Source organism: Nocardia sp. TBRC8007 (assembly GCF_056629435.1).
This window is the reverse complement of the sequence record NZ_JBWSOR010000006.1, coordinates 67,688-86,963: the sequence shown is the minus strand read 5'-3', so window position 1 is coordinate 86,963 and position 19,276 is coordinate 67,688. Positions and strand designations below refer to the sequence as shown.

Here is a 19,276-nt window from a genome sequence, read left to right as displayed (position 1 = left end):
GGCCGAGCGGTGCTTTCCGAGGTCTGAGCGGTCTGACTTCCGTCAGCATGGTGCGTTGGGGGATAGGGTGCGGGGCTGTGTACTCCTCCGATCTAGAACTCGCCTTGCGCATGGCCGACGCGGCCGACGTCATCACCCTGGCTCGCTTCGGTGCGCTGGACCTCAGGGTCGAATCGAAGCCAGACCTGACGCCGGTATCAGACGCCGATCTGGCCGTGGAGCAGGCGATTCGACAGGTGCTCGCCGAGGCAAGGCCGCACGACTCGGTGCTCGGCGAGGAATTCGGTGGCACCGCCGACTTCAGCGGACGGCAGTGGGTGGTCGACCCGATCGACGGCACCAAGAACTTCGTACGCGGGGTACCGATCTGGGCGACGCTGATCGCGCTGCTGGAGGACGGGCAGCCGGTCGTCGGTGTGGTGAGCGCGCCCGCGCTGGTCCGGCGTTGGTGGTCTGCGCTTGGGGCGGGCGCGTGGTCGAGCTTCGACGCGCAGGCGGCCACGCGGATCGCGGTTTCCGCTGTTGGTGAGCTGGGCTCGGCCAGCCTGGCGTTCTCGAGTCTGTCCGGTTGGCGCGAGCGCGGCTTGCGGGAGGGTTTCCTCGCGCTGACCGACGAGGTGTGGCGGGTGCGCGGCTACGGCGATTTCCTCAGCTACTGTTTGCTCGCCGAAGGCGCTGTCGATATCGCCACCGAACCAGAAGTATCGCTGTGGGACTTGGCCGCTTTGGACATCCTCGTACGCGAAGCGGGAGGGCGCTTCTCCTCATTGGCGGGCAGGCCGGGTCCGCACGGAGGCGACGCCATCGCCAGCAATGGTTTGCTCCATGACCAGGTCCTCCAGCTCTTGCGCGGCTGACCGATTCCACCCATTCGGCCGCATCGGTGACGTCCGACTTGCACGGTATGTCGCCTAGCGATCCAGCACGAGAAGGCTACCGCTACTCCGGCTTCCACCTCATCATGGAGGCGGAAGTGGTGGGCGTGACGCGCGCCCTGGGCTCGTCACAGATGCTCTAGTTCGGAGCCGGACCGGGAATTCCTGTTCCGAGCTGTTTCGACAGTGGTTGTGGGCGACCACTATTCGGTCTTGCGGCGCGATCTCGGGTTCACACCGAAGGACTTCGCCTGCGCTCTCGATGTCGTCTTTGTTCCGGATATCTCGCCGGGAGACCGATCTCGCGGAGGGCATCTGCGCGCGCATCCGGAATGGAAAGTCTTCGGCGCCACCGATCGCGGTACGCACTGGCAGATGTCCTACAAGACCAGCTGGGCAGCTTTGAGGTGTTGCGCGCGCAGGGAGCGGACGAGTTCCGTACAGATCTCGTGCGTTTGGTCCCGTTTCTCTCCAACCAAGTCTGCGGGATCGGTGGGATCGCCGATCTCAGTCTGCTGGAGTGCCGCATAGACCAGTTTCGGCGCTGGTACGCTCCGGAGGTCTTGTTCATCGGAGACGCGGTCCATGCCATGTCGCTGGTGGCGAGATTCGGTATCAACTTGGCAGTGCAGGATGCTGTGGCCTCGGCGAATCTCTTGTGGCGGTTGCTGCGGCCGACTCAGGCCACCGGGATCGAATTCGATAGTGCCGCACTGGCGAAGGTTCGCTGCAGGTGTTGGGCCGCGACGGTGCTGTCGCAAGGTCCGCAGCACCTGGTTCAGCGGTTCGGGATCGATAGTGCCCTGCGCGACAAGGGGAAACCGAGAGCATCAGAGATCTTCGATCGTGTGGAAATCCCGCAGAAGGCGATGAGCCGGGTGATCGGTGTCGGGTTCCGGCCCGAACGTGACCGGACATCCGTGCACGGATCTGTGTACACCGAGAAGGAGTATCCCTATGTTGAAAAGAGTAGTGATAGTAGGCGGCGGAACCGCGGGGTGGATGACGGCGTCGTATCTGAGCGCCGCATTCGGCGACAGGATCACTGTGACTGTGGTCGAATCGGAGCGGGTGGGGGCAATCGGTGTCGGTGAAGCGACCTTCAGCACGGTACGCCATTTCTTCGAATACCTCGGCCTCGAGGAACACGAGTGGATGCCGAAGTGCCACGCCACCTATAAACTCGGTATCCGTTTCGAGGACTGGCGCGAGCCCGGTCATCACTTCTATCATCCGTTCGAACGGCAACGGATCATCGATGGATTCAGCCTGACCGATTGGTGGTTGCACAACCCGCGTTCGGACCGATTCGACCGGGACTGTTTTCTCGTCGACGCGCTGTGCGATAACGAGAAATCTCCGAGATATATCAATGGCTCGCTGTTCGCGCGGGACGTCGTGGACGGAGAACAGGGCCGGTCGACGCTGTCGGAACAGGAGGCACAGTTCCCGTACGCCTACCACTTCGACGCGACTCTTCTGGCGGACTTCCTGCGTGACTACGCCACCCGGCGGGGAGTCCGGCATGTGGTCGACGATGTCGTACATGTCGAGCAGGACGATCGTGGCTGGATCAGCCATGTGCGTACCCACGCGCACGGTGATCTGGCGGGAGATCTGTTCGTGGACTGCACCGGGTTCAGAAGCCTGCTGCTGGGTGGTGCGCTCGGGGAGCCGTTCGAGTCCTACCAGGACACCTTGCCCAACGACCGGGCGGTCGCTCTGCGAGTGCCGGTGGATATGAAGCGTGTGGGGCTGCGGCCGTACACGACCGCGACAGCGCAGAGTGCGGGCTGGATATGGACGATCCCGCTGTACGGGAGGATCGGCACCGGCTATGTCTATGCCGGGGATTACTGCAGTGCGGAAGACGCGGAAAGCGTACTGCGTGAGTTCGTCGGCCCGGCTGCGCATGATGTGGAGGCCAATCATATTCGGATGCGCATCGGGCGAAGCAGGCGTTCGTGGGTCCACAACTGCGTGGCGATCGGGCTGTCCAGTGGCTTCGTCGAACCACTCGAATCGAGTGGAATCTTCTTCATCCAGCACGGCATCGAACAGCTGGTGAAGCACTTTCCCGACCAGAACTGGGATGACAGGCTGCGGCACTCTTACAACACTCTGGTCAATCGGTGCATGGACGGTGTGCGTGAGTTCCTCGTCCTGCATTACTACGGCGCCGCTCGCGCGGACAACGAGTATTGGCGTGACGCCAAGACCCGCAAGGTACCGGACTCGCTTATCGAGCGGATCGAACACTGGCAGGCGAAACTCCCCGATGCGGAATCCATCTATCCGCACTACCACGGTTTCGAATCCTACTCATATGTCTGCATGGTCCTCGGGCTCGGCGGTATCCCGCTGCAGGCGTCATCTGCACTGTCGCTACTGGATCCGAAGCCCGCCCAACGGGAATTCGAGCTGCTGACTGCCCAAGCGTCGGAACTGTGCCGTTCGCTGCCCAGCCACCATGACTACTTCGCACAGTTCTACTGACGACGGGAATAGCCGAAATACCTTGTACTGGAACTTCTACTTGTACTGGAACTTCTAGAAGGTCAGGTGGTACGACATGGCTGCAGGCATCGAGATCACATCCGCGTGCTTCCGTACCCTGATGGCCGGGTTCCCTACCGGCGTAACGGTGCTGACCAGCCGTGATGACGGCGGGCGGCCACGAGGTATGACCTGCTCTTCGCTGTGCAGCGTCGCGTTGGACCCGCCTACTTTGCTGGTCTGTTTGCGTCAAGGTAGTCCGACGCTGAAGGCGATACTCGATAGTGGAGTGTTCTCGGTCAATTTATTACACAAAGACGGTCGCCGCACCGCTGAGTTGTTCAGTTCAGGGGCGCCCAACCGGTTCGAGAATGTGTCTTGGCGGCACGATCCTGAGCACGGTGGACCGCATCTGATCGATGACGCGCATACGGTTGCCGATTGTGTGGTCGGGCGCTATTACGCGTCGGGAGATCACCTAGTGGTGTTCGGGGAAGTCCGTGGGATCACCCGGTTGTCGGACCGGGCCCCGCTGCTCTATGGCATGCGCCGTTACGCGGAATGGCCCGCGAACGGCGACGGAAGTTTGTTGTACCAGTAGATGGTTGTACCAGTAGAGTATTGGCTGTCCAGCAGCTATTCGGCCGCGAGGTGGATAGTGGGTGCGCGCCATTCTCGATTCTGCGGTCCCTCGAGTTCGACGAGCCGCTTCCGGCGGGTCAGTGCCTCGGCGGCGTTACGGGACGATTCGACCGGTACCGCCGTCGGGCCTGCGTCGTGGGCGATCAAGGTCGGTGTGGTGGTGTCGAGAACGCCGCGCGACTGTAGCCAGAACGCCTCGTTCAGCATGTCGTGTCCGAAGACCAGGTCGGTCTCGGCGACGACGCCAGCGGCACCAGGCCCGAATCAGCCACTACCGACGGACAACAGACCGGATACCCTGATCACGAACTGCCATTGGTCAGACGACAGACGGCCGCTACGAATGCGTCGACATCGCGCTTGGTGGTGGCGAAAGACGTGACGAATCGGCAGATGCCGGGCTGCCAGCGGTCGTGGTAGAAGGTGAAGCCTTCGATCAGCAGTCGGTCTATTACCTTCTGAGGGAGGCGGCAGAACACAATATTCGACTCGACAGTGCGTGGCAATTCGATAGCAGTAAGTTCTCCGAGCCCGTCGCTCAGGCGTCGGGCCATCGCATTGGCATGCGCAGCGTTGTGTAGCCAGAGGTTGTCGGTGAGATAGGCGCCGAGCTGGGCCGACTGGAAGCGCATCTTGGCGGAGAGCTGCCCGGCGCGTTTGGCTCGAAAAGAGAGTTCCGCAGTGAGACCGCGTTCGAAGACGACAATGGCGTCGGCAGTCATTGTGCCGTTCTTTGTAGCGCCGAAGGAAAGCACGTCGATGCCGGCCTGCCAGGTCAACTCAGCGGGCGTACACTCCAATGCGGCGACTGCGTTGGCGAAGCGGGCGCCGTCCATATGAACGCGCAGGCCTGCGCTCTTGGCGATTCCGGCCAGCGTCCGGATCTCATCTGGCGTGTATACGGCCCCGCTCTCGGTGGTCTGGGAGATGCTGAGCACACTGGGTTGCACACTGTGCACATCACCGGCCTTGCTCGTGGCAGCTGTGTGCATCTGGTCAGGGTCGATGCGGGCGTCATCGCCCGCTATGGGAATGAGTTTTGCTCCGTTAGTGAAGAATTCAGGTGCACCGCACTCATCGGTATTGATGTGGCTGTCTCGGTGGCAGAGCACACTACCCCACGGCGGAGTGAGGGCGGCCAGGCTGAGTGCGTTGGCCGCGGAACCGGTCGAGACGGGCAGCACGTCGACGTCACGGCCGAAGATCTCAGCGAACTGGTTACGGGCATGCGCCGTTAACTGATCTCCGCCGTAAGGCATAGCTTGCCCATCAGCGGCGGCGATGACCGCATCGAGGACTTCTGGTGCTACGCCTGCGGCATTGTCGCTGGTGAAGACAACCGGGGATGCGGAAGGAGCGGTATGTCTCATACAGGCGGCTTTCAGTTGACAGATCGACAGTGGTTTCGAGAGTGGCATCGGTCGGTGCCAGGTCGGTGTAGTAGAGATACCGGCAGTTCCTACAAACAGTAATGTCAGCGCCCCTTGAACCAGCACGTACCCTCGGCTGTCGTCCCCGTTGCGCCTTTTCGACCGACAGGGCTGACCAGCGCCCAATGCGGTGTTGCGCCGAGGCCTGGATTGTCACTCCCGTCGGGCGGATATTGCCCGATGGCCTGGGTGGTCCGTGTTCGTCGCGCCGCGACCAGCTGTCCCGCACTCCCCACGGTATCTCTGCCCTGGTCGGCTGATGCGCGGTAGCTTCGATCGGTCGGTACGGTCATCAGGTCATTGCCGCGATGGTCGAGCCCAGCGTCGGATACTCACCGATCAGGGCCGAGAGTCCAGCCTGCTCGGCCTGACCTCGCCGATATCGACGAGGTTAGGATGGGCCGGATGACTTCCACCGATGATTTCGCCGGTGTAGCGATCGGCGACGCGTCCGGTGCGGACGCTGGATCCTTTGCGGCGCATGATGTGTTACACCGTGTCTTCGGTTACGACAGCTTCCGCGGTGAACAGCGCGCGATCGTGGAGCATGTGATCGCAGGTGGCGACGCGCTGGTACTTATGCCGACCGGTGGTGGGAAGTCGCTGTGCTACCAGGTGCCTGCTTTGGTGCGTCCCGGTGTCGGCGTGGTGGTCTCGCCACTGATCGCGTTGATGCAGGACCAAGTGGACGCGCTCAGCGCTCTCGGCGTGCGCGCGGGCTTCCTCAACTCCACGCAGTACCCCGACGAGCGGCGCACAGTGGAGGCACAGTTCGTCGCAGGTGAGCTCGATCTGTTGTACCTGGCGCCGGAGCGGTTGAGTCTGGAGTCGACCGCGCGGCTGCTGGATCGGGGCAAAGTCGCGCTGTTCGCCATCGACGAGGCGCACTGTGTCTCCCAGTGGGGACACGACTTCCGGCCCGACTACCTGGGCCTTTCAGTACTGCATGAGCGGTGGCCGGATGTGCCGCGCATCGCGCTGACCGCGACAGCCACCGCCAAGACGCGCGACGAGATCATCCAGCGCCTCGACCTCAATGCGGCCCGCCGTTTCGTATCCAGCTTCGATCGGCCCAATATCCAGTACCGGATCGAGCCGAAGAACCGTCCTGATCGCCAGCTGCTGGAATTCATCCGCACCGAGCATCCGGGAGACGCGGGCATCGTCTATTGCCTCTCGCGTAACTCGGTGGAGAAGACCGCCGCTTTTCTCACTGAGAACGGCATCACTGCCGTGCCTTATCACGCGGGCTTGGACAATCGCACTCGCGCGACCAACCAAGCACGGTTTCTTCGGGAAGACGGACTGATCGTCGTGGCGACCATCGCATTCGGCATGGGTATCGACAAGCCGGACGTGCGCTTCGTCGCCCATCTCGACTTGCCCAAGTCGGTGGAGGGGTACTACCAGGAGACCGGCCGGGCCGGCCGGGACAGCCTGCCCTCTACCGCGTGGATGGTCTACGGTCTCAGTGACGTAGTCCAGCAGCGCAAGATGATCGATGCCTCCGATGGCGACTTCGCCCACCGCCGCCAGCTCCAACTGCATCTGGACGCGATGCTCGCGCTGTGCGAGACGGTGAGCTGCCGTCGTACCCAGCTACTCGCCTACTTCGGCGAGACAGGGCAGTCCTGCGGAAACTGCGACACTTGTCTGTCGCCGCCACAGTCCTGGGATGGCACGGTGGCCGCGCAGAAAGTGCTGTCGGCGGTACTTCGGCTGGATCGCGAACGCGGCCAGAGCTTCGGCGCAGGCCATATCGTGGACATCTTGCTCGGTAAGAAGAACCAGAAGGTCCTGCAGTACGATCACCACGAGCTCAAGGTGTTCGGTGTCGGCGCCGATCTACGCGATACGGAATGGCGCGGTGTGGTGCGACAATTGCTGGCCCACGGTTTACTGACCGTGCGTGGCGATTACGGTGTGCTGACACTCACCGAGGCCAGCAGCGAAGTGTTGTTCGGCGGGCGGCAGGTGATGTTGCGCCGGGAGCCGGAGCGGGCGGCCAGGCCGACCCGCGCGGCGAAGACGGTCAAGCCCGCGGCCGTCGATCTGGCCTCCGCCGACCTGCCGCTGTTCGAGAAGCTGCGCGCATGGCGTGCGGCCACCGCCAAGGAGCAGGGCGTTCCCGCCTATATCGTCTTCCACGACGCCACCCTCCGCGAGATCGCGGCCCGCAAACCCACTAGCCTCGCTCAGCTCGGCGAGGTCAGTGGCGTCGGTGAGAACAAGCTCGCGAAGTATGGGGAATACGTAATCGGAGTACTTACCGAAGCGTGATCATCTACCGTGTCACACGACAGATGATCAGGGTCGCCCGGCGGGCCGTGTACGACTGCGGAGAACATAGTGAGTGACAACTACACAGTTGGACGCCGGGAGTTCCTGGCTGGTGCGGCTACCCTCGCGGCAGGTGCGACTCTGCTCGGCCGCACACCCGCTCGAGCGGTACCGGTGGCAGAAGGGGTCACCAAGTTCCCCTTCCCGGATGACCGCCGACTGCGCGTTCTGGTGACCGGTGATGCGGGCACCGGCACCAGGACCCAATGGGCGGTCGCCGACGCAATACGCGCGCTGCACGGCCGCGAACCGCTCTCGCTGGCACTGGGCCTCGGCGACAATCTCTACGATCACGGCCCAGAGAATGCTGCGGACCCGCAGTTCGCCGAGAAATTCGAGCACCCTAACGCGGGGCTGGATTTCCCGTGGCTGATGGTGCTCGGCAACCACGACAACAGTTCGGTTTTCCCCGGCGATGGCGGGTGTCTGCAGCGGGGTAACACCGAAGTGGAGTATCACGCCAACTCGCAGCGCTGGTGGATGCCGAGCCGCTATTACTCGGTGCGAATTCCGGAGCACAATCCGGTGGTCGAGTTCTTCGTGCTCGACCTCAATCCGTTGGCCGCCTACCTACCTCCGGTCTTCTTGCCTTATTGGGCGGTCGATGGTCAATTCATGAACGAGCAGCGCGACTGGCTGGATCGCGCTCTCGCCGAGTCGTCCGCGACCTGGAAAATCGCCTGCACCCATCACCCGTACCTGAGCAACGGTCCGCACGGCAACGCAGGCTCTTATGACGGTTTGCCACTCGAGTGGGCCAATGGAGTACATGTCAAGCGCTTCATGGAAGAGCATGTAGTCGGTAGGTGCCAGTTCATCCTGTCCGGCCACGACCATACGTTGCAGGTGCTGGAGCCGAGCGCGGCTTCGATAGGCACCAGGCAGATCGTCTGCGGCGCCGCCGCCAAGACGGTCGGGTCCGATCCCCAAAGCAGTGGATCGAGTGCATTGGGCAGTGGATCGAGTGGATCGGGCAGCGGATCGAGTGGATCGGGCAGCGGATCGAGTGGATCGGGCAGCGGATCGAGTGGATCGAGCAGCGGGTCGGGCACTAGAAGGGGCAACGCCGCACTGTATGAGAACTATCATGAACTCGGGTTCATGGTGTTCGAACTCACTTCCGGCCAGGTCGACGTAGGTGTCCATACCGTGGATCTGTCGACTGGCGCATCCGTGGAGACATTCCGGCGTCGCCTCGCTTGAGTCCCGTCCGGTGCGGTACGCACCGAATCCCGGCGTGTTGCCGCCGCGACAGCTACCGTGCTGGCTATGGCACCGAATGAGGGTCCCAGCGATGAGGACGCCGAGCTTTCGGAGGACGCTGCGGGCGGCGAAGCCCTGGACGAACCGCCATACGTTCGAAGTAAGGCGGATCCGGCGGTGGAGAGCTCGCGGCTGCGGCGCCGTCCACCGCTGAAGCGTCGCGGGGTACCGCGGGTATCGACGATAGCGCTGTTGGTTGCCTTCTGTGCGGTGCTCGTGCTCTACATTGTGCTTCGCCAAGGTGGCTAGACGGCTCGCAGTCGCCCGCCCCGCCACCGTGCTCGTCGAGCTGCCGGACTACTCGATGAGCAACTAGCTATCGCTGGATCGAAGCTCGTTGGAGAAGTTCGAGTGATGTTCTCGAAGGCTTTCTGCGTTTCGACCGGCGCCCAATGCCCACAGTTCGTAAACACGTGGCCTTCCACGTAGGTCAGGCTCTGTCGGTTGTCGATGCTCAGGTCGACAGGGGCGGGCATTTCACCTTGTGCGTCATCGACCAGTACGGCGCGGAGTTCGCCGCTATGGCCTGTCGCTTCGAATGTCCTTGACCTATCCTGGGCGGCCGACAACCGGTCCTCATGGCCCCGTGAGGCTGTGCGGCGTCGGTTCGAAGGGAGGTCGACCGTGCCACACAGTCCAGCGGTGGGGGTCGTGGCTCACGTCGTGATCCCGGCCACGGTGGTGGGGCTGGTGGCGACCACGGTAGGGGTCGCGGTACCGGTGATCGGTGCCGACACCACCTGAGCGGTGCCCACGTTGGTGATGAACAGGGTGCTTCCAGAGGCGGTGATATCCAGCGGATCCGACAGTCCGGTCACCAGGGCAGTCGGTGTGCCACCGGTGACCGGCACCGTCACCACCCGATCGGCCCGGCCCCGCCCTCGCAGATATAGAGGAGGTTGCCGACCCGGACGAGACCTTGGGGAGCGTCCAGGCCGGACGCCAACAGGGTCGGTGTGCCCCCGGCCTGCGGCACCGAATACACACGGCCGGTGATCGAGATGCCATCGGTAAAGAACAGCAGGCCGCCGTAGGTATAGGGCAGCGGATTGCTGGTGCCGTCTACGGAGGTGACAGTGACACCGACCGTGCTGGTGCCGGGCGGGGCGATGGCGTTGATCTGGGTATCGGAAATAATGGTGAACGAGGTCGCCGTCGCCCCGAACCGCACGGTCAACGGGCCGGTGAATCCGCTGCCGAAGATCTGCACCGTGTTGCCGCCGGATTCGGGACCGGAAATCGGGTCGAGCGCGGTGAGCACGGGTGCGGCCAGGAGAGCCGCAGCGATCGGCGCGAACCCCGGTTGGGACGGCACCCCGTCGGTGATCCCGGAGGCGCCGGTGGGGCTGGTGGCGACCACGGTGGGGGTCGCGGTGCCGGTGATCGGCGCCGACACCACCTGACCAGTGCCGGAGTCGGTGATGAACAGGGTGTTGCCGGAAACGGTGATGCCCCGGGGGGACGACAGTCCGGTCACCAGGGGGGTCGGCGGGCCACCGGTGGTCGGCACCGTCGACACCTGACTGGCCAAGAGCTCACAGATGTAGAGGAGGCTACTGACCCGGACGAGGCCGAGGGGAGTATTCAGTCCGGTCGCCAGCGAGGTCGGTGTGCCCCCGGTCTGCGGCACTGAATACACATCGCTGATGAGGTCAGTGAAGAACAGCAGACCTGCGCCGTTGTAGGTGTAGGGCAGTGGGTTGCTGGTGCCGTTCAGTAAGGCGGCGACGGTCACCTCGACGGTGCCGGTGCCTGGTGGGGCGATGGCGTCGATCTGGGTGTCGGAGACGATGGTGAACGTGGTTGCCGTCGCTCAGAACCGCACGGTCAACGGCCCGGCGCCGGCGAACCCGCTGCCGAAGATTTGGACTGTGTTGCCGCCGGATTCGGGGCCGGAGCTGGGGTTGAGCGAGGTGAGGGCAGGCGCCATCGAGATCCTCCGAAAAGGGAAAGTTTTTGTACTGCAGAATTTTTCGAGGAATTTAAGCCACTGTTTTATCCAGTAAGCCACCCGTGGTGGCGGTTTCGCAATGAATCCCCTGGCCGGTTCTCGACCCAGCCCGGATCTAAGACCGGCCAATCTCGAGAGGTGATAGTGGTTGTCCGGCAGTAGATATGGGAGTACGGACGGCGTGTGCGCGGATATCCGGCGCCGTAGTTTGCTGTAGACGAACTCGACATGGAATCCGGAACTGTCTAGATACCGCAGGTATTGGAGGACACGCTAGGCCGAACGTATTTTATCACTGCTGAAAGTTAGCGAGAACTGTTGTCCTGCAATATTTTCAGTCCGTTAGGCGGCGAACTGGATCCGGCTGTGGTCGCTCTCGCGCCCTATGAAGTTGCCGCCTTCCGTGACACTGTCGACTGCGCTCGATGGGACTGTTATCGCCCTGGCTCTGTCTCGAATTCGTGATGGGTTCGGCATATTCACTAGGCCGCGCCGTCCTCACCGGAGCTGTCGTCTGCCCGCGCGAATCAGAATTCCCCCAAGCTCAACTCGATATTGTCAGTGCTGTGCTGAGCACGACGGGCATCGCTCTGCTCGTGTTCGCTGTGAACGAAGCCCCCAGCGACTGGACCCGTCTCGCGGCACTGATCGCTGTCGTCCTCGCTGGAACGGTCATCATGCGCCTTGCCATGTTCATCTCCCGCGATGGTTCGCCATCACAGGTGGTGGAATCATCTATGGAGGTCGCTGAAGGGTAGCCTGCTGGACAAGCCGCTCACGCCGACGAATCCGCAGCGTCCGAGAACACACGGCCATACAAGGGGTAATGCGCTTGCGTTCCTGCTGGCCAAGGACGGACGATTTACCAGCTCGTATCCGAACGGCAGGCCAGTCGCCGTCATGAAGCGGACAGTCCCGAGCGGACAGGACACCGGCTTCACGTAACACGGAGGAAGGCTGTACAGCCTCCATGCGACGAGTCGGGTCGACCAGGACGGGATCGATACGAGACCAGGGTGAGAATGTCAGCGAGGAAAGAGCTTCCCAGCTGGGTATATGGGATGATAGAGGAGATATGAAAGAGAAGGGGCGCAAGGTCATCGCGACCAACCGCAGGGCGCGGCACAACTACGCGATCCTGGATACCTACGAGGCCGGGATCGCGTTGGTCGGCACCGAGGTGAAGAGCCTGCGGGAAGGCAAGGCCTCACTCGTGGACTCGTTCGCGACGGTCGACAACGGTGAGGTGTGGCTGCGCGGGCTGCACATCCCCGAGTTCAGCCACGGGACCTGGACCAACCACTCGCCGCGCCGGGTGCGCAAGTTGCTGCTGCACAAGCGCGAGATCGAGCGGTTGGTCGGCAAGTCACGGGAGGGCAACCAGACGTTGGTGCCGTTATCGATGTACTTCTCCGACGGCAAAGTGAAAGTCGAACTCGCTCTCGCCAAGGGCAAGCAGGACTACGACAAGCGTCAAGACCTGGCCCGCCGTACCGCCGAGCGCGAGGTCACCCGGGAGCTGGGACGGCGGGTCAAAGGCATGCGGTGATCACCGCCCGGAATATCGGGATGATTCCCGTGCTGGCCGGTGTTATCATTAGCAGCCCGGCAAGGCGCCGGGGCGTACGGGGCTGAACGGTTTCGACTGCGTACGTAGATTCAGGGGAAGCGTGTCGGTGCAGGCAAGAGACCACCGTAAGCGTCGTTGCGACCAATTAAGCGCCGATTCTCATCAGCGCGAGTACGCTCTAGCTGCCTGATCAGCAGAGCGACTCTGTCGGCCCGGAGTATGCCCTCGGCTCCGGTGCCGGCATCAGCTAGAGGGCTTACTGTTCGGCTCGGTCGCGGAGTGGGACAGGACATCGAACAGCGACTGGGATCGTCATCCGGGCTTGTTCGCGGGATCCGGAGATCCGAGTAGAGACACAGCGGACTGCACACGGAGAAGCCCTGGAAACACGGCGGAGGACCCGGGTTCGATTCCCGGCAGCTCCACAGCCAACGGCTCCGCAGGTCAAAGACCTGCGGAGCCTTTTCTTATGTCTCTCGTCAGAACTTTGCCGATTGGATATGACGACGGTGGTTACGATTGAGTGCGCGGAGTGATTTGGTGGCACCAGAACACTGTTAGGCCACCATTTGACTACCGTGGGCAAGTTACGACAAATGGCAGCCACTCACTGAGAGCAACTTCTTGTTCGTGATCGCGCTCATGCGCGGACGGCCGTAGGTGCTGATATTCGATATGCGATGTACCGCAATGGATTTTCACTCGACAGTAAGTCGCGAGGCGCACTGGAACGCTGGGGTCGAGTACCTGGGTCGGGGCTGGTCGAAGTTTGTGGACAATTGGTGCGCAGGCTATTTCCCTTGTCTGTCCGCCGATGACGGCGACAGAGGTGTTGTGCTGACGGTCGAAAATTTCTTAGCACAATAGATCTCGGTGTGTCGGATGGTGATCGAATCAGTGTGGACGCTTCTGGTCGTCGATGGAGTAGTTTCGGTGCTCTGCTACGTATCCACCATTCCGACAATTCGGACATTTAAGTCAAATCGGTAGGATTCTGATCGATTGCTAATCGTGAGTAGCATTGGGTGGTAACTTCTGTTGAGCAGGGAAAATTAGTGTTTGCCCCCTAATATCTGGATGGCTGCTATGACGTTCGAAGCCGAGATGCAGTACTACTGCTCCCAGATAGGGAGCAGGGGTCGGTGGGGACGCTGGGGGTCGACATGACGTCGGGCGTCCCGGAAAACGGTATGCGGTCGATTTTGTGGGCCGCCTGTATGAGCGTCGGGATCGATGCCGGAGGCGCCGAGGTCGTGGGGCCCCAGACGGTATACAAGCTGCACGACGGAGTAGTCGCACGGATCGGCGGCCGGGGAAAGAAGCTGGTGGCCGGCCGGGAGGTGGCCGTGGCTCGCTGGCTAGATGCGTGCGGGGTATCTGCGGCGCGTCTAGTGCCGGATATTCCGCAGCCGGTGATGGTCGACGGTCGGGCGGTGACTTTTTGGCGGGATCTGCCTCCACATCACTCCGGGACACTCGCGCAGATCGCGGGGGTGTTGGGGCGGTTGCACCAGCTGCCGTTGCCGCAGTTCGAGCTGCGTCGGCTGGCCCCGTTGGCGGGGGCGGAGGAAGATATCGCCGCCGCGCGGACGATGTCCGAGGACGATCGGCGGTGGATGCGTGCACATGTGGAAGAACTTCGAGGTCGATGGAAGGCCTTGCCGCAGGGCAGGTCTTGGTCGGTGATCCACGCCGCCGATTGGGACGACGACGTGGTGGTCACCGATGACGGTGAGGTGATCCTGGCCGGATTGGGGCGGATGGTGATCGGCCCACCGGAATGGGACCTGGTGCACGCTGCGATCGAATGTTGGACATTGGCTTCGATCAATGCCGCACAGTACGCTGACTTCTGTAGGGGGTATGGGCATGACGTGACGCGCTGGGATGGTTTCTACCTACTGCGCGACATCCAAGAGTTTCGCATGGCGTTGCACACGATGGCAGCTGCGGCGGAGCATCCGATCTACCAGCGACAAGCGGTTCGCCGCTTGGCGTATCTGCGTGGAGATATGGGAATGCGCCCGTGGCCTGGATGGGGTGACCTGGACTAACCGAAATCTCGAATCACTCAGTATCCTCGAATCACTCAGTGTCCGAGAGCCTTTGCCACGATACCGCCGGTGCTGGCTTTGGTCAGATAATTGGTGGAGTCGTGTGGTGAAGATCCGTTGTCGACGTATTGCTCGGTGATCGGGGTGACCGTTGCACCGGGGAAAGGTGGAAAGAACCGAGCGAGTTCGAGGTGGGCCGCCGCGAGGTCGTTCTCATCGACCAGGTTGTGCCAATTCGTCACAGACCTCGGCACGGTGGGTGGCTGTGGACGCAGCCTGTCGTAGATCACGGTGCGCAGCCCCAGTGGTGAGCCCATGGTCAGCAAGGAGACCGGGTGTTCGGTACTGTGCAGGGCCTCATAGGCGACCACGCTGCCGAGAGAGTGCGCGATGACGAGCCGGGTGTCCGGACCGATCTGGTCGAGCACTTGTCGTTGAGCGTACTCCCGGATCGTCTCGTCGGTGAAGTAGCGGACGACCTGGGACAGGGAGCGCATCACGAACTTCTGCGCCAGCCCGAAACCGAATGGTGCGAACCAGCGCAATCGCATCAGCGCGTTGATGGCGGGCCGCAGCGTCGCCCGCATGCCCTGCGCAACCGCGTCCGGCGGTGGGGGAGTGCCGAGACGGAAGGCGGTTGCGCGGTCGCGCTTGTCACTTGCGTGTGTGACAGCTGTCGCCAGCCATTCCTCGGCGAGCGACTCCATGAGATCGAGCTGTGCGTCGTCGAGTTCGGTTCCTACGCCTTGAGCCCCCTCGGCCAGGAACTGATTGCCATAGAATGCCATACGCGCTGACAGGCTGCCGGGGGCGTTATTGCGCCACAGCCGATCCGCGAGCTCCTTGGCGCCGTGGTTGCGTACGCCACCTGCGAGGGCGGGCAGCCAGCGCCCCTCCAAGGTATCGGCCGAGCCCTGTTCTTGTGCGATACCGTGCACGAGGACGATCGTGGCCAAACTTCCCACCCCTTCCGAATCTCCGGCTAGCTTAGCGGAATTCGAGTTCGGCCGATTGATCGGGTGGCTCGCGTTCGTAGTATGCGGGCTGTGGTGCGGCCGAGGTGACCCATCCCGGTGTAGCGCGCGTGCACGCGGAACAGGGCACTCAATTGTCCCTCCATTTGATCGAGCAGCCCATGCTCGGCCGGTGGGGTTCGGGAACAGGGTTGCCCGCCAGCACGGCCTCGATGGCGGCGCGTAAGTCGTTTCCTGTCAATGCTTTGCCATTTCCCGGTGTCGATTCGTCGAAAGCGCCGCGGTAGGCGAGTTCGAGATTCGCGTCATAGAGGAAGAAATCCGGGGTGCACGCGGCACGGAACGCTCGTCCCACGCTCTGGGTCTCATCGATGAGGTAGGGGAATGTCCAGCCGGCTCGGATCGCCTGGTCGCGTAACCGTAGCGGCGCATCCTCCGGATAGGCGGTCGCGTCGTTGGTGCAGATCGCCACGGTGGATGGCCCCAGTGAGTCGACCAGTTCGCCTAGAGCTGCCTCGATGTGCTTGACATAAGGACAGTGGTTGCAAGCGAAGACAACCAGCAGCGGTGCGCCCTCGAAATCGGCACGGGTGTAGATCTGCTGGTCGAGGTCGGGAAGAGCGAAGTCGGGCAGCGCCGTGCCGAGGGGAACCATGAGAGAGGTTTGCGCCATGGTGTGCCTTCCGTCAGGATCGAAGACGACAGCGGGAGCCTACCTCGTATCGTCCGATTCGCCGGAAATCTACCAATAAATTGTCGCTCGGCGTGGCGTCGAGTTTGTTCGGCGTGGCGGCGAGCCGAGGGTCGTATCGGAAACTCGAGCAGCGGTGCGGTCATGGTCCCGAACCATGCGGACACGTTCGTGATCAGGTCCGGCGGGGCTCAGCGGGTAGGCGTCGGGACCAGTTCGGCGATCAGGTTCTCCACCAGGATGCGGATCCGGTCACGGATGGCGCGCACCACGTCGATGGGCTGGTCGGTAAGGTCGGGCAGCATCCAATCGCGGTAGCTGATGCCAGGAAAGAACGGGCAGACGTCACTGCATCCCATGGTGACTACGACGTCGGAGATACCGACTGTGTCCATAGTGAGTGGTTTGGGGAGCAGGCCGGAGAGGTCGACGCCGACCTCCGCCATGGCGTCGAGCACAGTTGGTTCGAGTGTTTCTGTGGGCGCACTGCCCGCGGATCGTACATCGAATCGGTCCCCCGCGAGTGCGGTGAGGAGCCCGGCGGCCATTTGCGAACGACCCGCGTTGTGCACGCCGACGAACAGCACGCTGGGTTTGTGAGGCATGGGAACCCTTTCGAGGAGCGATGGAGCAGGTGTGCGCCAGTTACCGGATCCGCCGTCCGGCATGTTTCAGAGGCGAAACATTTTCGTAGCGTACGAGATACGTATACCAGCGCACAGTGGATCGTTACCGCGCAGTCGTGATGCGATAGGCGACGAACGTGGTCATCGGGATAGGTCCCGGTCGACCGAGTTCGAGCGAAGCGGAGAACGCTCCCGTTCGGGTCAGCCATGGTTGCAGAGGTCGCCGTGGCCTCTACGCTTGACAGATGTGACCATCGAGTGGCGCAGTCGTATCGGCCGGATCGGGGTGCTCACGGGCGCAGGTATCTCGACCGATTCGGGCATCCCGGATTTCCGTGGCCCGCGTGGGGTGTGGACGACGGACCCGATCGCCGAACTGCTTTCGACCTATCAGAGCTATGTGGCCGATACAGCTCTACGGGAGCGAGCCTGGTTGGCTCGGCGGGACAACCCGGCATGGCAGGCTGTACCCAACCCCGCGCACATCGCTCTCGCGGATTTGGCGCGGGCAGGCCGGGCGGTCACCATCATTACGCAGAACATCGATCGTCTGCACCAACGGGCGGGGTTCTCGCCGGAGCGAGTGATCGAGATCCACGGCAATATGTTCGATGTGGTCTGTATCGGATGTGAGTACCGGAGCACCATGACCGCCACTTTGGCGCGCGTGGCCGAGGGCGAACCCGACCCGCCGTGTCCGGACTGTGGAGGTATTCTCAAGGCCGCTACCATCATGTTCGGCCAGGAATTGGACCGCAGGATTGTTGCTGAGGCGACGATCGCCGCGGGAACCAGCGATATCTTCCTGGCCATCGGAACCTCGCTGCAGGTCGAACCCGCCGCGTCGATGTGTTCGATCGCTGTCCGCAACGGCGCCGACCTGGTCATCGTCAACGCCGAACCAACGCCTTACGACGCTATGGCCACCGAGATCATCCGCGATCCCATCGGGACTGCCGTGCCTCGCCTGGTCGCGGAGATTCTCGCAGGCTGAGCCCGCTCCGCCTATCGTGGTCGGACAACTCCAGCGGCTCCAGTTCAGCCGATCGGCCCAAGTACCCGATCGAGATAGGCGTTGGCGAAACGTCCTTTGGGATCGAAGCGGCGGCGCGCCTCAGCGAACCGGTCCCATTCGGGATAGCGTTCGCGCAGGGACTCAGCAGTCTGGAAATGGCGTTTTCCCCAGTGCGGACGTCCCTGGTAGCGGTTGAAGACCGCCTCGCAGGCGCGGAAATACGGCTCGAACTCCATATCGCGGTACTGATGTACCGCGATATAGCAGGTATCGCGCCCGCTCGCCGGGGAGAGGAACGCGTTGTCTGGTGCAACCCACCGAGCCTCGATAGGCATCGGCGTGTCGAATTTCGTGGCCAGTTCTTTGATCTCGCGGATCGCGTCGGCGGAGTGCGCACGGGGGATGGCATATTCCATCTCGGTGAATCGGATCAGCCGTGGCGAGGCGAATACCCGATAGGACCTATCCACCTGGCGGCGATAGCTGCCTGCGTGGGCTGCGCTGCGTTGGATCACGGGAATCAGGCGCGGCTGTCGCCGGCCTAGTCTGCACAACATGTCGAACGCATAGTTGGACAGCAGGATATCGGCGAACCAGTCTACCGCTCTGCTGCGCGGCTGCTCGGGCAGAGCCACACGATTATTACGTTTGGTCATGGCGAGTGGGCTATGCGCGAACATGTAGAACTCGAAATGCTCGTTGCCGTCGAGGAAGGAATCAAGATCGGCAAGCACATCGTCCACCGGAATCGGGCGCTCGATGCCCTCCAGGACGAAGGAGGGAACCATCCGCAGTGTCACGGCAGTGACGATGCCGAGGGCGCCCATGCTGACCCGGGCCGCGCGCCAGCCGTCGGGATCGCTCTGCTCGTTCAGCTCGACCCGGCTGCCGTCGGCGAGCATCAACTCTACCGAATGCAGCGCGGCGGAGAGGTTTTGCAGAGTCGATCCGGTGCCATGGGTGCCGGTGGCGGTAGCGCCTGCCACGGTCTGCACATCGATGTCCCCGAGGTTGGGAAAGGCAAGACCGTGTTTGTGCAGGGTGTTGCTCGTGGCATTCAGCGTGATGCCCGCCTCGACCCGGACCAAGCCGGTTTCCCGGTCGATATCGAGAACGCGGTTCAGCTTTTCCAGGCTCAGCAGAGTACCGTCGGTGAGGACGGTATCAGTGAACGAATGTCCTGCGCCCGCTACTCGCACGGTATGCCCGTTGGCCTCAGCGGTACTGAGCAGATCGGCTACTTCGTCGGCAGAATGCGGTGTAGCCAGGGTCGAAGGGGTGCAGTGCTGATCACCTGCCCAGTTCACCCACGAGTTGGTCATGTGACCAACTTTACGGAGTGTTCGTGG

Annotated in this window: 20 protein-coding genes, 1 other RNA gene and 1 pseudogene; 12 read left to right on the top strand and 10 right to left on the bottom strand. The window is 62.4% G+C overall.

What is annotated here, in order from left to right; all coding sequences use genetic code 11:
- The first annotated feature begins 47 nt into the window (after positions 1-47).
- The 4 genes and pseudogenes from hisN to ACX4ZE_RS08805 all read left to right on the top strand — a co-directional run bounded on the left by hisN (position 48) and on the right by ACX4ZE_RS08805 (position 3,972).
- Positions 48-857 carry a histidinol-phosphatase gene (gene hisN / locus ACX4ZE_RS08820; protein WP_480272837.1) on the top strand — a complete coding sequence of 270 codons (810 nt, stop codon included), beginning with the start codon at positions 48-50 and terminating at the stop codon, positions 855-857.
- Positions 858-1,207: 350 nt separating this feature from the next.
- Positions 1,208-1,537: pseudogene (locus ACX4ZE_RS08815) on the top strand (FAD-dependent monooxygenase); the annotation flags it as partial.
- A gap of 295 nt (positions 1,538-1,832) precedes the next feature.
- On the top strand, positions 1,833-3,371 hold the full coding sequence (locus ACX4ZE_RS08810; protein WP_480272836.1) for a tryptophan halogenase family protein: 1,539 nt from the start codon (positions 1,833-1,835) through the stop codon (positions 3,369-3,371).
- A 76-nt stretch (positions 3,372-3,447) separates the two neighbouring features.
- On the top strand, positions 3,448-3,972 hold the full coding sequence (locus ACX4ZE_RS08805; RefSeq protein WP_480272835.1) for a flavin reductase family protein: 525 nt from the start codon (positions 3,448-3,450) through the stop codon (positions 3,970-3,972).
- A gap of 35 nt (positions 3,973-4,007) precedes the next feature.
- Here ACX4ZE_RS08805 and ACX4ZE_RS08800 read toward each other — a convergent pair whose 3' ends face one another.
- From ACX4ZE_RS08800 to ACX4ZE_RS08790, 3 genes are all read right to left on the bottom strand, one after another.
- Positions 4,008-4,220: a hypothetical protein gene (locus ACX4ZE_RS08800; RefSeq protein ID WP_480272834.1), complete on the bottom strand. Its 213-nt coding sequence runs from the start codon at positions 4,218-4,220 to the stop codon at positions 4,008-4,010.
- A 95-nt stretch (positions 4,221-4,315) separates the two neighbouring features.
- Positions 4,316-5,383, bottom strand: a complete 1,068-nt coding sequence (locus ACX4ZE_RS08795; protein WP_480272833.1) for a threonine aldolase family protein — start codon at positions 5,381-5,383, stop codon at positions 4,316-4,318.
- A 104-nt stretch (positions 5,384-5,487) separates the two neighbouring features.
- The gene (locus ACX4ZE_RS08790; RefSeq protein ID WP_480272832.1) at positions 5,488-5,736 is read right to left on the bottom strand and encodes a hypothetical protein; all 249 of its coding nucleotides are present in this window, start codon (positions 5,734-5,736) and stop codon (positions 5,488-5,490) included.
- A gap of 112 nt (positions 5,737-5,848) precedes the next feature.
- Between ACX4ZE_RS08790 and recQ the strand changes: the two genes are divergently transcribed.
- From recQ to ACX4ZE_RS08775, 3 genes are all read left to right on the top strand, one after another.
- Positions 5,849-7,723, top strand: a complete 1,875-nt coding sequence (gene recQ / locus ACX4ZE_RS08785) for a DNA helicase RecQ (protein ID WP_480272831.1) — start codon at positions 5,849-5,851, stop codon at positions 7,721-7,723.
- Between the two features lie 69 nt (positions 7,724-7,792).
- Positions 7,793-8,986 (top strand): metallophosphoesterase, encoded by a 1,194-nt coding sequence (locus tag ACX4ZE_RS08780; protein WP_480272830.1) that lies wholly within the window; start codon positions 7,793-7,795, stop codon positions 8,984-8,986.
- Between the two features lie 66 nt (positions 8,987-9,052).
- The gene (locus tag ACX4ZE_RS08775; RefSeq protein WP_480272829.1) at positions 9,053-9,295 is read left to right on the top strand and encodes a WLR motif membrane protein; all 243 of its coding nucleotides are present in this window, start codon (positions 9,053-9,055) and stop codon (positions 9,293-9,295) included.
- Positions 9,296-9,702: 407 nt separating this feature from the next.
- On the opposite strand, the gene ACX4ZE_RS08770 is transcribed toward ACX4ZE_RS08775, so the two are convergent.
- The 3 genes from ACX4ZE_RS08770 to ACX4ZE_RS08760 all read right to left on the bottom strand — a co-directional run bounded on the left by ACX4ZE_RS08770 (position 9,703) and on the right by ACX4ZE_RS08760 (position 10,976).
- Entirely contained in the window at positions 9,703-9,903 is a 201-nt protein-coding gene (locus ACX4ZE_RS08770; RefSeq protein ID WP_480272828.1) for a hypothetical protein, read from the bottom strand.
- Positions 9,900-10,781 carry an IPT/TIG domain-containing protein gene (locus tag ACX4ZE_RS08765; RefSeq protein ID WP_480272827.1) on the bottom strand — a complete coding sequence of 294 codons (882 nt, stop codon included), beginning with the start codon at positions 10,779-10,781 and terminating at the stop codon, positions 9,900-9,902. Before ACX4ZE_RS08765 ends, ACX4ZE_RS08770 begins: the two co-directional genes overlap by 4 nt.
- Before the next feature lie 78 nt (positions 10,782-10,859).
- Positions 10,860-10,976, bottom strand: a complete 117-nt coding sequence (locus ACX4ZE_RS08760) for an IPT/TIG domain-containing protein (RefSeq protein ID WP_480272826.1) — start codon at positions 10,974-10,976, stop codon at positions 10,860-10,862.
- A 446-nt stretch (positions 10,977-11,422) separates the two neighbouring features.
- Between ACX4ZE_RS08760 and ACX4ZE_RS08755 the strand changes: the two genes are divergently transcribed.
- The 4 genes from ACX4ZE_RS08755 (at position 11,423) to ACX4ZE_RS08740 (ending at position 14,621) form a co-directional block, all read left to right on the top strand.
- A complete protein-coding gene (locus ACX4ZE_RS08755; RefSeq protein WP_480272825.1) occupies positions 11,423-11,755 on the top strand; it encodes a hypothetical protein in 333 nt (110 codons plus the stop codon).
- 317 nt (positions 11,756-12,072) lie between these two features.
- Entirely contained in the window at positions 12,073-12,546 is a 474-nt protein-coding gene (gene smpB, locus ACX4ZE_RS08750; protein WP_480272824.1) for an SsrA-binding protein SmpB, read from the top strand.
- 78 nt (positions 12,547-12,624) lie between these two features.
- Positions 12,625-12,995, top strand: a transfer-messenger RNA (tmRNA) gene (gene ssrA / locus ACX4ZE_RS08745).
- 714 nt (positions 12,996-13,709) lie between these two features.
- Positions 13,710-14,621, top strand: a complete 912-nt coding sequence (locus ACX4ZE_RS08740) for a phosphotransferase (protein WP_480272823.1) — start codon at positions 13,710-13,712, stop codon at positions 14,619-14,621.
- A gap of 35 nt (positions 14,622-14,656) precedes the next feature.
- Here ACX4ZE_RS08740 and ACX4ZE_RS08735 read toward each other — a convergent pair whose 3' ends face one another.
- The 3 genes from ACX4ZE_RS08735 to ACX4ZE_RS08725 form a co-directional block, all read right to left on the bottom strand.
- The gene (locus tag ACX4ZE_RS08735) at positions 14,657-15,586 is read right to left on the bottom strand and encodes a hypothetical protein (protein ID WP_480272822.1); all 930 of its coding nucleotides are present in this window, start codon (positions 15,584-15,586) and stop codon (positions 14,657-14,659) included.
- Positions 15,587-15,725: 139 nt separating this feature from the next.
- Positions 15,726-16,268, bottom strand: coding sequence for a thioredoxin family protein (locus ACX4ZE_RS08730; protein WP_480272821.1), 543 nt, complete (start codon positions 16,266-16,268; stop codon positions 15,726-15,728).
- 209 nt (positions 16,269-16,477) lie between these two features.
- Positions 16,478-16,891 carry an arsenate reductase ArsC gene (locus ACX4ZE_RS08725; protein ID WP_480272820.1) on the bottom strand — a complete coding sequence of 138 codons (414 nt, stop codon included), beginning with the start codon at positions 16,889-16,891 and terminating at the stop codon, positions 16,478-16,480.
- Between the two features lie 268 nt (positions 16,892-17,159).
- On the opposite strand from ACX4ZE_RS08725, the gene ACX4ZE_RS08720 reads away from it, so the two are divergent.
- Positions 17,160-17,906, top strand: a complete 747-nt coding sequence (locus ACX4ZE_RS08720; protein WP_480272819.1) for an SIR2 family NAD-dependent protein deacylase — start codon at positions 17,160-17,162, stop codon at positions 17,904-17,906.
- 44 nt (positions 17,907-17,950) lie between these two features.
- On the opposite strand, the gene ACX4ZE_RS08715 is transcribed toward ACX4ZE_RS08720, so the two are convergent.
- Positions 17,951-19,249 (bottom strand): D-arabinono-1,4-lactone oxidase, encoded by a 1,299-nt coding sequence (locus ACX4ZE_RS08715; protein ID WP_480272818.1) that lies wholly within the window; start codon positions 19,247-19,249, stop codon positions 17,951-17,953.
- Between the last annotated feature and the right edge of the window lie 27 nt (positions 19,250-19,276).

Bases quoted from the DNA above. Each gene is read 5' to 3' on its own strand.
- ACX4ZE_RS08800 (WP_480272834.1), bottom strand. From the start codon at position 4,220: ATGCTGAACGAGGCGTTCTGGCTACAGTCGCGCGGCGTTCTCGACACC.
- ACX4ZE_RS08715 (WP_480272818.1), bottom strand. From the start codon at position 19,249: ATGACCAACTCGTGGGTGAACTGGGCAGGTGATCAGCACTGCACCCCT.
- ACX4ZE_RS08730 (WP_480272821.1), bottom strand. From the start codon at position 16,268: ATGGCGCAAACCTCTCTCATGGTTCCCCTCGGCACGGCGCTGCCCGAC.
- smpB (WP_480272824.1), top strand. From the start codon at position 12,073: ATGAAAGAGAAGGGGCGCAAGGTCATCGCGACCAACCGCAGGGCGCGG.
- ACX4ZE_RS08775 (WP_480272829.1), top strand. From the start codon at position 9,053: ATGGCACCGAATGAGGGTCCCAGCGATGAGGACGCCGAGCTTTCGGAG.
- recQ (WP_480272831.1), top strand. From the start codon at position 5,849: ATGACTTCCACCGATGATTTCGCCGGTGTAGCGATCGGCGACGCGTCC.
- ACX4ZE_RS08795 (WP_480272833.1), bottom strand. From the start codon at position 5,383: ATGAGACATACCGCTCCTTCCGCATCCCCGGTTGTCTTCACCAGCGAC.
- ACX4ZE_RS08755 (WP_480272825.1), top strand. From the start codon at position 11,423: ATGGGACTGTTATCGCCCTGGCTCTGTCTCGAATTCGTGATGGGTTCG.
- ACX4ZE_RS08810 (WP_480272836.1), top strand. From the start codon at position 1,833: ATGTTGAAAAGAGTAGTGATAGTAGGCGGCGGAACCGCGGGGTGGATG.
- hisN (WP_480272837.1), top strand. From the start codon at position 48: ATGGTGCGTTGGGGGATAGGGTGCGGGGCTGTGTACTCCTCCGATCTA.
- ACX4ZE_RS08790 (WP_480272832.1), bottom strand. From the start codon at position 5,736: ATGACCGTACCGACCGATCGAAGCTACCGCGCATCAGCCGACCAGGGC.
- ACX4ZE_RS08725 (WP_480272820.1), bottom strand. From the start codon at position 16,891: ATGCCTCACAAACCCAGCGTGCTGTTCGTCGGCGTGCACAACGCGGGT.
- ACX4ZE_RS08805 (WP_480272835.1), top strand. From the start codon at position 3,448: ATGGCTGCAGGCATCGAGATCACATCCGCGTGCTTCCGTACCCTGATG.
- ACX4ZE_RS08760 (WP_480272826.1), bottom strand. From the start codon at position 10,976: ATGGCGCCTGCCCTCACCTCGCTCAACCCCAGCTCCGGCCCCGAATCC.